This is a genomic window from Limosilactobacillus avistercoris, assembly GCF_014836425.1.
Taxonomy (GTDB): Bacteria; Bacillota; Bacilli; order Lactobacillales; family Lactobacillaceae; genus Limosilactobacillus; species Limosilactobacillus agrestimuris.
This window is the reverse complement of the sequence record NZ_JACSQW010000003.1, coordinates 111727-124794: the sequence shown is the minus strand read 5'-3', so window position 1 is coordinate 124794 and position 13068 is coordinate 111727. Positions and strand designations below refer to the sequence as shown.

The 13068-nt window shown below is 39.9% G+C and carries 9 protein-coding genes and 1 pseudogene; 6 read left to right on the top strand and 4 right to left on the bottom strand.

Annotated elements, in window-relative coordinates:
* Window positions 1–139 precede the first annotated feature (139 nt).
* Together H9564_RS02030 and H9564_RS02025 are read right to left on the bottom strand one after the other, a co-directional pair.
* Complete coding sequence (locus H9564_RS02030) at window positions 140–982, bottom strand: aldo/keto reductase (RefSeq protein WP_191683878.1); 843 nt, start codon at window positions 980–982, stop codon at window positions 140–142.
* 136 nt (window positions 983–1118) lie between these two features.
* Window positions 1119–1913 (bottom strand): serine hydrolase, encoded by a 795-nt coding sequence (locus H9564_RS02025; protein ID WP_191683877.1) that lies wholly within the window; start codon window positions 1911–1913, stop codon window positions 1119–1121.
* Window positions 1914–2116: 203 nt separating this feature from the next.
* Here H9564_RS02025 and H9564_RS02020 point away from each other — a divergent pair, with 203 nt between their 5' ends.
* The gene (locus H9564_RS02020; protein WP_191683886.1) at window positions 2117–3364 is read left to right on the top strand and encodes a D-alanyl-D-alanine carboxypeptidase family protein; all 1248 of its coding nucleotides are present in this window, start codon (window positions 2117–2119) and stop codon (window positions 3362–3364) included.
* 304 nt (window positions 3365–3668) lie between these two features.
* Here H9564_RS02020 and H9564_RS02015 read toward each other — a convergent pair whose 3' ends face one another.
* Both H9564_RS02015 and H9564_RS02010 read right to left on the bottom strand, forming a co-directional pair.
* Window positions 3669–4706, bottom strand: a complete 1038-nt coding sequence (locus H9564_RS02015) for an aldose epimerase family protein (protein WP_191683876.1) — start codon at window positions 4704–4706, stop codon at window positions 3669–3671.
* A gap of 124 nt (window positions 4707–4830) precedes the next feature.
* Window positions 4831–6223, bottom strand: a pseudogene (locus H9564_RS02010) (DUF2252 domain-containing protein).
* Between the two features lie 179 nt (window positions 6224–6402).
* Here H9564_RS02010 and H9564_RS02005 point away from each other — a divergent pair.
* The 5 genes from H9564_RS02005 (at window position 6403) to H9564_RS01985 (ending at window position 13002) form a co-directional block, all read left to right on the top strand.
* Window positions 6403–7941 (top strand): plasmid pRiA4b ORF-3 family protein, encoded by a 1539-nt coding sequence (locus H9564_RS02005; protein ID WP_191683875.1) that lies wholly within the window; start codon window positions 6403–6405, stop codon window positions 7939–7941.
* A gap of 76 nt (window positions 7942–8017) precedes the next feature.
* The gene (locus H9564_RS02000; protein WP_191683874.1) at window positions 8018–9058 is read left to right on the top strand and encodes a zinc-dependent alcohol dehydrogenase family protein; all 1041 of its coding nucleotides are present in this window, start codon (window positions 8018–8020) and stop codon (window positions 9056–9058) included.
* A 246-nt stretch (window positions 9059–9304) separates the two neighbouring features.
* Window positions 9305–9898, top strand: coding sequence for a peptidylprolyl isomerase (locus H9564_RS01995; RefSeq protein WP_191683873.1), 594 nt, complete (start codon window positions 9305–9307; stop codon window positions 9896–9898).
* 291 nt (window positions 9899–10189) lie between these two features.
* The gene (locus H9564_RS01990; protein WP_191683872.1) at window positions 10190–11578 is read left to right on the top strand and encodes a class II fumarate hydratase; all 1389 of its coding nucleotides are present in this window, start codon (window positions 10190–10192) and stop codon (window positions 11576–11578) included.
* A gap of 35 nt (window positions 11579–11613) precedes the next feature.
* On the top strand, window positions 11614–13002 hold the full coding sequence (locus H9564_RS01985) for a flavocytochrome c (protein ID WP_191683871.1): 1389 nt from the start codon (window positions 11614–11616) through the stop codon (window positions 13000–13002).
* Window positions 13003–13068 lie beyond the last annotated feature (66 nt).

Below are 13068 nucleotides of genomic sequence, written 5' to 3'. Positions count from 1 at the left end.
TGTTTAGCGACACCATTAAAGACCTTTATGGGTTTTTCTGTCCACTAAAATGTTCAACTTAAATTTTACAATCTGCCAAACATTTAAAGGCTTCCAGAAATGATATTGAGATCCATTCCAAGAAGCCTTTGATGAGTAATTAATATTGGTGGTTATTTTCGTAAGTTAATTCTGGCTCACGGCCGGTGCGAAGGTATTGGTTGAGAGCATCAATTTGGTTCATTTCATCTGTCGATAGCTCGAAATCATAGATATCAGCATTTTGCTTAATTCGTTCGGGATGAACAGATTTTGGAATAAATGAAACACCATTTTGGAGGTGCCAACGCAAAATAACTTGAGCAGTTGATTTGTTATATCGTTTAGCAATTGATTTTAGCTCAGGAATATCAAGCACGGCACCCCGACCGAGGGGACTCCAAGCCTGGGTGATAATTTGGTGTTCCTGGTCATATTTAAGCATTGGTTTTTGAGTTAGTCGTGGATGAAGTTCAATTTGATTAACTACCGGCATTTCGTTAGCCTGGGTTGCTAAATATTGAAGGTGAATAATCTGAAAGTTACTAACACCGATTGATTTGGTTAACCCATCTTTTTTAAGATCTTCAAAAGCCCGCCAAGTGTCGAAAAAGGCTCGTTGAATTGGCCAATGGACTAGTAGTAGATCAACGTAATCCATCTGCAGCTTCTTTAATGACTCCTTTACGGAATCAATTGTACTTTGGTAACCCTGGTTGGCTTCAGAAACTTTCGTAGTTACAAAAATGTTTTCCCGGGAAATACTTAAATCCTTAAAAGCTTGACCAACCTCTTTTTCATTTCTGTATAGTTGAGCGGTGTCGAAAAGGCGATAACCATTTTGGTAAGCTGCTTGGATTGAATTATTCATGGTTACTTGATCGGTAACCTTGTAAAGGCCAAATCCTTCTTGGGGAATTTTATTACCATCAGCAAGCTTTAGCATGTTTGATTGAATGTCCATTTAAACTTCTCCTTACTTAAAATGACACAAACCGTATTATATCTATTATAGCTCAATCTAACTTTCCCCAATAAAATAGCCACTGAACTTCAGCCGATTAAAGTTCAGTGGCTACCTATAATGTAGTAATAAAATTCTAATTTAAAATTGGCTTTGTAACGCGGGCAAGTTGGTTAAGGACTTCTTCACCAGTTTGCATGGATTGGTTTTTATCACTGTACATTGCAATAGTGTATGAATTACCACTCTCGGTTTTAACGTAACCAATACTATTAATGATCCACTTTTCTTTACCATATTCGAGCCAACCATTCTTTAAGGCAAAATGATTGCTTGAAGCTGAAACTCCCCAGAGCTGGTCACTCTCGACATTACTCATTAAGTTATTAATGTACTGTTGGGAATTTTGGGAAAGAATTTTTGATTTATAGAAAATATTATTAAGAAGTTTAATCTGGTCTTTAGGGGTAGTTGTACTAAGTCCCCAAGATGTATTAGCAGTCGAATCAGTCATCCCAAATTGATCAAACGTAGATTGGAGACCTTCCCGACCACCTAAATCATCAAATAGTTCATTTGTTGAATTATTATCACTTGCTTCGATCATTTGCTTGGCTAAAGAACTTTGGTGTGAGGAAAGGAAACCATTTTGTTTAATTAGGAGACCGGCAAGAATACTTACCTTGACGGTACTTGCCATGCGAAATTTATGTCCCGGAACATTAGATGAGGTATATGTTCGGTGAGTTTTCGGCGAATAGACGGCAATAGCAACATTATTATTTGAAGTATAAACAATCTTATTCCAGGCAGATTTGAGTCGGGAACTTGTTGCGGTGAAATGATGAATTCCCCAGAATGCAGCAAGAATAATTAAAATAAATACTACTACTTTACGACGGTTTAATCGTTGATGGCGCGATGAACGCATGGTGAAAACTCTCCTTTAATTTGATAACATTAAACAATCATACCAGTAATTTTGTAAAAAGGGACGCCCTTTAACCTAATTATTAGGAGATTTTAAATAAATACGTTGAATGTTTTATAGAAGTTGTTAAAATTTCATCTTCATAACACCTAAATGCGATATTATGGAGGTTGATATTTTTGAGAGAGGGAAAAGATAGTGTGATGAAGAAAATAAAACAAGTATTAATGATGATTCTTGTTGCTATTTTAACTGTAAATGTAGCTATTATGGGGATAGCCAATACAGTTAAGGCAGATACAACTAAATTAAATTTGAACGCTCGGGCGGCTTACGCAATTGATGCCGAGACTGGACAAGTTTTATACCAAAAGAATGCAAATAAGACCTACCCAATTGCATCTTTAACTAAGGTGCTTACGTTAGCGGTAATTGAGCAAGATGTGAAAAAACATCATTTAAGTTGGAACCAAAAAGTTAAGATCACACCTGCAGTTGCTAAGGTTGCTAATGATTGGCATTTTTCTAATGTTCCATTAAATGCTGGAGAGAGTTACACGGTTCGTCAACTCGCTGAATCAATGATGATTGTCTCAGCAGATGGTGGTGCAGAAGCGTTAGCATTAGCGGATGCCGGAAGCACAGCGGCATTTAATAAGAAAATGCAGGCAGTAGCGAAAAAAGCTGGGGTCACCGATGCAAAAATCTATAATATGATTGGCCTTGCTAACGGTGATTTAGGGAAGAACCGGTTAAAGGGTGTAAAGAAGACGGCCGAAAACCAATTCTCAGCCAAAGATATGGCCTTAATTTCAAAATACTTGATTGATAATTATCCGGATTCACTAAAGATTACGAAAACAAAATTTGCTAACTTTAGAGTTAGTGCTAATCAGGAATACAATATGATAAATATTAATTCATTGTTACCTGAAAATGGATTTGCACCAAAGAACGGAACCATTGATGGCTTGAAGACAGGAAATACAGACACGGCAGGTAAGTGTATTATTTCCACAGGGATGTTTGCCGGTCGTCGGGTGATTGTCGTTGCTCTTCATACTAAGGGAGATTGGAATGCCCAATCAAAGGATGCTCAGGAATTTTACGAGAAACTAACTGATCTTTATCAACCAGTCCAAATTACATCTCTGAAGCAATTACCAAAAAATGTTCAAAGCGTTCATGTTGTTCATGCTAAGGATAAGCATAGGACTGGACTAAAATTAGCAAAACCAGTATCTATTTGGCTTCCTAAAGGGACTGCTCTAAATAAAGTAGAGGCTAGTCTAAAGGTTGCTCAAGATGATCAATCCTTAACTCATCAATTAAAGGCTCCCATTAAGAAGGGACAATCTGTCGGTAGCGTCGTTCTAAAACCAACCGACCTCGGTCCTGTTAAACTTCCAGTTAAGGCTACCAATAATATCGAAAAAAACGGGTGGTTCTAAAATAAGAGTGCGAGCCCCGACAAATTAGCACGCGGTTGACTAAACCTAACCTGATGAACGATGACTTGCATCGGAATCAGGCGAAGTTAGGCTCGAGCGTGCGGTCGGGGCGAGCACGTTTCGGCTATATTGCATAGACCATTTTCTGACAAAGGCGTCTTGCGCCTTGGAAGGAGTTTGCTAGTCCTAGCAAGTCCCTGGCGAGCAGATCTCGACTATGTAGTCTCAATTGTTAGCTTAAGGATAATCAAAAAACAGCAGTTGCATTCATTGCAACTGCTGTTTTAATTACTCTAACTATATTTTAGTATTCTACATGCCACTTAATTGTGTAGTCCTTTTCTTCGTTTGGATGAAGAGTGATGTCACCAAATTCTGGATGGTGAATAGCATCTGAAAGTGTTTGAGCTTCCATAGCAATTCCCAAGTGAGGGTGAACTTCACCGTGGTTATATACTGCTGGATCGTCAGAGTTCATAGTGTACATAATTAGTGCATTCCGGTCTGAATAAAGGGTCATCTTCCGGCCACTTTCAGGATCTTCAAGGGTGGCAACTGGTTCGGTAAGACTAGGTTCAACTTCCCAAATATCATCAAACCCATTTTCCTTAGTTGAAGCCATTCCTTTAAGGGCATCACCTAATTGAGTTGGGGTACTAAAGTCAAATGGTGTTCCTTCATTAGCGAGCTTTTCACCAGTTGGGATCTTACCATCGTCAACAGCCAAGTGGTTCTTGGAGTTAACATAGAGCTTTAATTGATCAACCGTTTTGGCACTTGCCTTAGCCATGTTCCAGTAAGTGTGGTTGGTTGGGTTAAAGAGTGTATCAGCATCTGAAGTTGCACCGAACTTCAAGGCTAAGTTATCATCATTGTCTAGTGTGTAAGTTGCGGTAACGTGAATCTTGCCTGGGAAAGTGTCCATTTCTTCAGTCAGTGTCAAACTTAGGGTAATGGATACTTCATTTGCGGTTTCATTAGTGGAATCAACATTCCAAATATAACTGTAGAAACCATTTGTACCACCATGGAGGGTGTTTTTACCTTCATTTTGTTCAACATGGTATTCTTTACCGTTAATTTCAAATTGACCGTCAGCGATTCGTCCTGCAACCCGACCGATTAGCCGGTTAGTGCAGAATCCATTATTGGTAAATTCATCGAGATTTTCAGAAGTCAAGATCATATCAGCCTTGCCACCATCTTTTGTTGGCACCTTAAACGATTGTAAAAGACCGGCAAAGTCCAGGATCCCTGCTTGAACACCATGATCATTAGTCAAAACATACTTAGTAACTGGCTTTCCTTGATAAGTCCCGAATGGCACTTTAGTAATATTCATAATTGTATTTTCCTCCTTGAAAAGTAAGCGCTTTAATATCTACAAAAACTATTTTACCACACTTAAGAAAAAGGTGGTGCAATCGTTTGCACTACCTTTAAGAAATCTAATTCTTTTTTAGAACTTATTCATTGGTCCGTAAGCTGTTACGAAAAGCATCGTAATCCCTAGCGACCTGTTTAGCATAGGCGTTTGTCCACTCAACAAAAGAGTCATCTAATATTTTCTGCCCCTTTAGGTATCCACGAATCATTGGAGCGGTTAGACTTTGAAAGTGCGCCATTGCTAATCGTGAACTGCAGATCTGACAGTAAAGGTTAAAACTTTCGTAATCAAGCTTATCCATCTTGATTGATTCTTTCATGTCACGGAACTGACGAATATAGTAGCTTCGTCCACCAAAACGAGTGCTTCCAAGAAAGGGATCAGAGGAAGATTGGAGTGTTCGTTGGGCCGTTACAATCCGGCGTCCTGCCATCGCTCCGTTTTTAATTGCTTCTGTAGTTGGTAAGCGAAGCAAGTTGTAACGTAGTGGCATTGCTTCTTTAATTTGGAGGACAAGGTGACTCCCCCTCATTACCAGTTAAAAGGACGAGGTAGCAACGAGTTCCAAAACTACCAACACCAACGCTATAGCGAATTATATCGGTAATATTAAAGTTACCAAGGAAAATTCGTATATCTTGACGAACATTATCACGATATTGTTCAAAGCCTTGAAGAATTTCGGCATACTTTTCTGCATCGACATGCTTTGCCCGGGGAGCATTTTCAATGAACCGTAATTGTCCGTTCTCTCCCGTTTCAGTCATCTTTTTAACAATTTGTTCTGAGTTGCTTTGGGTGCTCTTTTTGATAATTTTATGGAGGATCTTATTCATTTGATGAGCGCTATCGTTCATTGTATCAATAGCTGCCATCATATTGTGAATTTCATATGATGAATATAATGGCTTAAAAAGACTGAGCTTATTATTTCTCTTAACACTATGACGATAGGTTTTGGTAATTAGATGGAGAACGCTATCAAGTTGTTCATTATTAAAGCCGTTTTTTTCTCCAGCCAGTCGGGCGCTAACTAGTAGCCGTTTGAGATCACTTTCCCAGTTACCAATTCATGATTCATCGAAATCGTTCAAGCCAAAAAGCAGTTGCCGTTCAGGGGAAGCGTAAAAGCCGTAGTTATTGACATGCGCATCTCCACAGATAATTAGCGGAATATGACTTTGGTATTGTTCCTTAAGATCCTATTCCATTAATTCTGCTGTTCCGCGAAAAAAGGCGAATTTGCTTGCCAGCATTCGTTCATGACGCAGAGGTAAGAATTCTTGGACCATTTTAGATTCTGTTTTTTTTATTGCTGCAACGGGATCACGGTGGACAGGGATAAATTTAGCTAATTGTTCACTACTTACCTTAGCCCGTTTTTCTTTTCCCGCTTCTTCTAATTCCTTAGCAGTCCGGTTAATTTTGATTTTTTTGAGATCAAAAATATCTAATTTACTCGAATCAAACATTTTTGTAACTCCTTTATTATTTAGCGTTTTCTTAATTATTTTAGTAGTTTTGTGCTTATTGTCTAGAATATTTGTTTTCGTTTAACCATTCTGTCACAATAAAGGTAAATGAGAAAACATAAGAGATAAGCGTGGGTTCTTGAGAGGTCAAACACGTTTTGAAAGAGGGAGTGATATTGATGTTAATTGCAGTTGAAAATAATGTTGCTCAACATTTACATGCCAATACGAGGCTAAGTGATGGACGGCGGTTAATGAGTACCGATGCATGGTCTGTTAGAGCAACAGGGGACTTTATGATTGTGATGAATAATCTTTTATCTTTACCGGTAATTGTCCGTCATCCTCAACAATTTAGTGATCCACGCTCGTTCACTGCGGCTTTTAAACGTGAATTGATCCGACTACTAGAGTCTTTACCAGTACCACGAGTTAAAATTCGGATGATTCGTGAACAGCAACTAAAACAAGTGGAGTTTGTTCAACCAATTGACCCTGCACTCCAGCAACGGTTACAAATCTTTCAGAACTTGTTAACCCGCCCGGATATTGTTCAGTGGGATGATGATCCAAGCAATCCTGCTATTTCATTGGCATTAATGAAAAACCTTAAGTTACAGGATATCGAGACAAATAAAGTTCAAACAGCGACGGGGCTTTTTGAAAACTACGTGATGAATGACTTTGCCCTTGCCGCTCATCCAAAATTGAATGAACATAATCGACGCTACCTATATCAATCTAAATCGTTAAATGATGTCATGAATGAATCAGAAGTTAGCGAAGAAATTATTCAAGACTATCAATCTTCCTTGGAAAGACTAGGGAAGAGTGACCAGATTATTGATCGGGATACCGATTACGCGATGGATTACCTATCATACCTTGCAGAAAGTGGCAACACGATCCTTGATGATGTTTCAGCAATTTACTATTACGTTTATAACTATGGAACACGGAATAACGAACGTGTAACCACTTCAAAATACCGGGGAATGGGGACTGCATTTCGTGAATTAGGTCGGTTCTTTAAACGTCAAGATTTGTTTAGCAATGCTGATTTTGATCAGTTTAGTCAGGCGTTAAACCAGGCAATTGATAATGCTACTCCAGCCAAGGATGGTTACCGTTTAGAAAGGATGCTCCATAGCGCAGAGTCAGAACTTGCACGGCGCCGTTCCTTACTAAAATATGCGCACCACTATCGCAAACTTCAGTACCAAGTTAGAGTTGAATTAGCTGATTACCAACCTAGCATGTGGCGACGTTTCCAATTTAACGGGGAAACTAGACTGGATGAACTTTGTTATTATATTATGGCGAGTTTTCAGGCAACTGGTTCTCACCTCTATAATCTGCAGTTGAATAAGGTTAATTACCAGTTACCATATCTTGATGGTGGGGAAAATATCACTCTTCATTGGCTTGGTGAGGCACAACAGGGTGATCGACTGACGCTTGAATATGATTTTGGTGATTCTTGGAAATTTAATATAGTAGTTGAAAAAGTTACCCCAACTCGACGATATCGTTTAACTGCGGTTGAACCAAAAGTTATTGATGGTAATGGTAAAGGAATTGTAGATGATATTGGTGGTACCGCTGGACTAGAGTTAGCGGCACAGGATGATTTAACAATCAATGATGACTTTAACCTTAAAAAACTACAGAGTGAGTTAGGAGCTTTAGCAACAGATATTGCCAAGCGGTATCAATAAGCTGTTTAGCAATTCACAATAAATGTAAAAGGACTACAATAGGTAATAGATACTTAAATGAGAAGGAGTCCTAAAGATGAGTGATCAATTTGAAATTCCAGAAACTATGCGGGCGTGGGAAGTAACGACTCCTGGACCAATTGATGGAGAAAAAGCACCGTTAAAAATGGTCACGAAGCCAGTTCCAAAGCCACAACGTGGTGAAGTCTTAGTAAAAGTTTTAACTTGTGGTGTTTGCCATACTGATTTGCATGTGGCAGAAGGTGATTTGCCCGTTCACCACGAACACGTTACCCCAGGGCATGAAATTGCTGGAAAGGTTGTTGGCTTTGGTCCAGAAACACAACGGTTTGAATTAGGAGAACGGATCGGGATCCCGTGGTTCCGTCATGCTTGTGGTGTCTGCAAGTTTTGTCGATCTGGACATGAAAATCTTTGTCCTCATTCCGTTTATACTGGTTGGGACCATGATGGTGGTTATGCAGAATATGTTACTGTCCCAGAAGGATTTGCTTACCGGATCCCAGAAAAATTTAATGATCTCGAAGCCGCTCCGTTGCTTTGTGCTGGGATCATTGGTTACCGGGCTTATGAACGAGCTAATGTTCCTGCTGGTGGCCGCCTTGGACTATACGGCTTTGGTGGCTCTGCTCATATAACTGCCCAGATTGCTCTAGCTCAAGGGGTTGAAGTTCACGTCTTTACTCGAGGAGCAGATGCCCGGAAGTTTGCCCTTCAATTAGGGTGCGTTTCCGCTAAGGGAGCGTACGATCTTTCTGATGTTCCGCTCGATTCCTCGATCATTTTTGCTCCAGTAGGTGACATTGTTTTACCAGCACTTGAAAGTCTAATTCCGGGTGGAACTCTGGCAATGGCCGGAATTCATATGTCTGATGTGCCAACGTTAAATTACCAGAAACACCTCTTCCATGAAAAGACACTAACCAGTGTTGAAAGTAACACTCGGCGTGACGGTGAAGAATTCCTTACCTTGGCTGACCGATTGGATATCCATCCCGAAGTTACTGAATACCCACTCGAAAACGCTTTGGATGCATTAAAGTACGTCAAACGTGGCGACATCAAAGGCGCTTGCGTGTTGAGGGTAAGCAAATAGAGTGCTTTCGCCCCAAAGAGTTTCCGGAAAACTAGCAATTTCTCCTGACGAAGGCGACTTGCGCCTAGGAAGGAGGTTGCTAGCTCTAGGAAACTTGGGCGAAGCACGTTTTGGCTATGTTTCAGTAGAAATGTTAGCTTGAGGAAACTTAGGGCGAGCACATTTCGACTGCGTTGCCTAGAAAACTCCCATTAATCTCAGGTATAATTAAACTCTTAATGTCAAAATTAAAGGAGGAAAAATAAAATGCAATATCCACAGCTAGATCTTGCGGCCGTAAAGGAACCACAAGCAACGATAAAAACTAATCTTGGTGAAATCAAAATTCAATTATTTGAAGAACAGGCACCCAAGACAGTAAAAAACTTTGTTCAATTAGCTGAAAAGGGTTATTACGACGGGGTAATCTTCCATCGTGTTATTCCTGACTTTATGATTCAGGGTGGTGACCCTACCGGAACTGGTCGTGGTGGTAAGAGTATTTATGGAAAGGCATTTGAAGATGAATTTTCCGATCAGTTGTTTAACTTTACCGGGGCAGTTTCAATGGCTAATGCAGGTCCAAACACTAATGGCAGTCAGTTCTTTATTGTTTCCAACGAACACGTTCCTGCTAATATGGTTAAGCAAATGAAGGCGGTTGGTTATCCACAAGAAATTATCGATCATTACGCAAAAGTTGGTGGAACCCCTTGGTTAGATCACCGTCACACAGTATTTGGTCAGGTTCTTACCGGAATGGATGTCGTAAAGAAAATTAGTCAAGTTGAACGGGATAACATGGACAAGCCAAAGAAAGATGTTGTTATGGAAAAGGTAACAATTGAAAATAATAACTAATAAATTGGCTTGTTTTGTATAATAAGTTTGTGATTTTAATCTTAAAAGTAGACAAAATCTAGTTAATTTTTAAATAAATTAACTAGATTTTTTTGTTTAGCTAGTTTGTGAAAATAATTCGTCTTATAATGACAAAACCAATACCCATAGGTGATTAAGCGATTACTATAAGTGAAATTTATAGGACTTTAAAGGTTTGACTATGCATGATGATCCGCGTTAGGATAAATATGTAAATGATGTGTAATTTTTCACAAATAGATAGTCTATTTTTAAATGGAGGCTTTTACAATGACAAAATACCGTACTGAAGAAGATACTTTAGGTCCAGTTCAAATCCCTGCAGATGCATTATGGGGACCACAAACAGAACGGAGTCGCAATAACTTTCCAACTGGTCAGTATATGCCATTAGCCATTATTCGTGCTTTATTGAACATTAAGAAGGCTGCTGCCCAAGCTAACATGGAAACTAAGGCAATTTCCGCAGAAAAGGGTAACTTAATTGTTCAAGCAATTGATGAACTCTTAGCCTTAAGCGACGAAGACTTACGTAAAGACTTCCCATTAAAGGTTTACCAAACTGGTTCTGGTACACAAACCAACATGAACACTAATGAAGTTGTTGCTCACAAGGCACACCAAATTAACCCGGACATTGAAATCTTGCCTAACGATGATGTTAACAAGGGTCAAAGTTCAAACGATACTTTCCCAACAGCAATGAACGTTGTTGCCTTGGAAGCACTTGATAAGTTGAAGCCTGCTGTTCAACACTTAATCGATGAATTAAAGGCAAAGCAAGACAAGTACATGAAGACTGTTAAGGTTGGTCGGACTCACTTACAAGATGCTGTTCCATTGACTTTCGGTCAAGAACTATCAGGATATGTTGCTGCTCTTGAACACGACCTTAATTACATTAAGACTCTTGAACCAACATTGAACGAATTGGCAATTGGTGGTACCGCTGTTGGTACTGGCTTAAACGCTGCTGAAGGAATGCCAGAAAAGATTGCTGAAAAGCTTAGCGAAGTTTATGGTTTAAACTTAACTGCTGATTCAAACAAGTTCTACGGCTTGGCTAACCACTCAGGACTAGATGTCGTTCACGGTGCATTGAAGAGCTTAGCTGCTGATATGTTCAAGATTGCCCAAGATATTCGTTTCTTAGGTTCTGGTCCACGTGCCGGTTACGGTGAATTAAACATTCCTGCTAACGAACCTGGTTCATCAATCATGCCTGGTAAGGTTAACCCAACTCAAGCGGAAGCCGTAACAATGGCTGCTCTACGGGTATTCGGTAATGATACTGTTGTAACGATGGCATCATCACAAGGTAACTTTGAAATGAACGTTTACAAGCCTGTATTGATTGATGCATTCCTTGAATCAGCAGATTTGATGGCTGGTACAATCATGGGTTTTGCTGACAAGATGATCCATGGAATGACCGTTAATGAAGAACGGATGGAAGAATTAGTTGATAATTCATTAATGACTGTTACTGCATTATCACCACACATTGGTTACCATGACAGTGCTAAAATTGCTCAAGCTGCAGATAAAGCAGGAAGCACTTTGAAGGAAGCTGCATTGAAGTCAGGCAAGGTAACAGAAGAACAATACGATGAATGGATGGACATGTTAAAGATGACCAACATTGACCGTAAAGACTAAGATTAAAAATTAATATTGAAGGGGAGAACTGCGTAATGGCTAAATTTCAACCGACATCTGTTGGTAAGTTAGAAAATGACTATGACGTTGTTGTTATTGGTTCTGGTGGTACCGGTCTTTCAGCCGCTATTCAAGCAAATGAATTGGGGATGAAGGTTGCTGTATTAGAAAAGGAAGAAGAACTTGGTGGGAACACTAACCGGGCATCTTCCGGAATGAACGCCGCTGAAACCAATGTTCAATTACACCACGGTGTGATCGATAACGTTGCTGATTTCTACCGAGAAACCTATAAAGATGGTGGTCGGCTAAATGATAAGGATATGTTGGGATACTTTGTTTACCACACTGCCCCAGCAATCGATTGGTTAAGCGATCACGGCATCAAGTTAGATGACATTACCGTTACTGGTGGGATGTCCAAAAAGCGGACACACCGTCCAGCAAGTATGACGCCAATTGGTGGTTTCTTGGTTAAGAGCTTGTTAGATGTTGTTGCTAAGGAAGAAATTCCTGTTTTCAATAAGACCAAGGTTATTAAGCTTCGTCAAGCTGAAGATGGTCGTGTTAACGGGGTTGAAGTTAACGCTGATGGAATCACAAAGATTATCAATGCTAAGGCTGTTATCTTAGCTACTGGTGGTTTTGGTGCATCAAAGGAATACATTAAACGCTTCCGTCCAGACTTGGAAAGCTACAAGACAACTAACCAACCAGGAGCAACCGGTGATGGTTTGAAGTTAGCAGAAAATGTTGGTGCTGAATTAATGCAAATGAACCTGGTTCAAGTTCACCCAACTGTTCAACAAGATAACCCACACGTTTACTTGATTGGGGAAGCTGTTCGTGGTGAAGGTGCAATCTTGGTTAACGGTGAAGGTAAGCGGTTCGTTAACGAATTGAATACACGAAAGATCGTTTCCAATGAGATTACTGCTTTGCCTGAACACAGTGCTTACTTAGTCTTTGATCAAGGAATTCGTGATCGCGCTAAGGCAATTGAATTCTATGACAAGGTGGGATTAGTTGTTCATGGTGACACTATTGAAGATTTAGCAAAGAAGATCAATGTGGATCCAAGCAACCTTCAACAAACTGTTAATACTTGGAACAAAGCAGTTGAAGAACACAACGATACTGAATTTAACCGGACAACGGGGATGGATCGGGGAATCACTAAGCCAGGATTCTTCGCTATCCACATTGCGCCAGCTATCCACTACACAATGGGTGGAATTCACATTACGCCAAAGACCCAAGTACTTGACGGAAATGGTGACATCATTAAGGGACTCTTTGCTGCCGGTGAAGTTGCAGGTGGTCTCCATGGTAACAACCGTGTTGGTGGTAACTCAATTGCCGAAACGATTGTCTTCGGTCGCCAAGCTGGTCAACAAGTTACACTTTACGCACGGAGTTTGTAAAAGCAAAGTGATCGTCGGTGGTTAAATAACCACCACAAGCAATTATTACTATTTATAAGGGACGGA

Excerpts from the sequence above, each read along its gene's own strand:
- H9564_RS01995 (WP_191683873.1), top strand. The coding sequence starts at position 9,305 with ATGCAATATCCACAGCTAGATCTTGCGGCCGTAAAGGAACCACAAGCA.
- H9564_RS02000 (WP_191683874.1), top strand. The coding sequence starts at position 8,018 with ATGAGTGATCAATTTGAAATTCCAGAAACTATGCGGGCGTGGGAAGTA.
- H9564_RS02005 (WP_191683875.1), top strand. The coding sequence starts at position 6,403 with ATGTTAATTGCAGTTGAAAATAATGTTGCTCAACATTTACATGCCAAT.
- H9564_RS02020 (WP_191683886.1), top strand. The coding sequence starts at position 2,117 with ATGAAGAAAATAAAACAAGTATTAATGATGATTCTTGTTGCTATTTTA.
- H9564_RS02015 (WP_191683876.1), bottom strand. The coding sequence starts at position 4,706 with ATGAATATTACTAAAGTGCCATTCGGGACTTATCAAGGAAAGCCAGTT.
- H9564_RS01990 (WP_191683872.1), top strand. The coding sequence starts at position 10,190 with ATGACAAAATACCGTACTGAAGAAGATACTTTAGGTCCAGTTCAAATC.
- H9564_RS01985 (WP_191683871.1), top strand. The coding sequence starts at position 11,614 with ATGGCTAAATTTCAACCGACATCTGTTGGTAAGTTAGAAAATGACTAT.
- H9564_RS02030 (WP_191683878.1), bottom strand. The coding sequence starts at position 982 with ATGGACATTCAATCAAACATGCTAAAGCTTGCTGATGGTAATAAAATT.
- H9564_RS02025 (WP_191683877.1), bottom strand. The coding sequence starts at position 1,913 with ATGCGTTCATCGCGCCATCAACGATTAAACCGTCGTAAAGTAGTAGTA.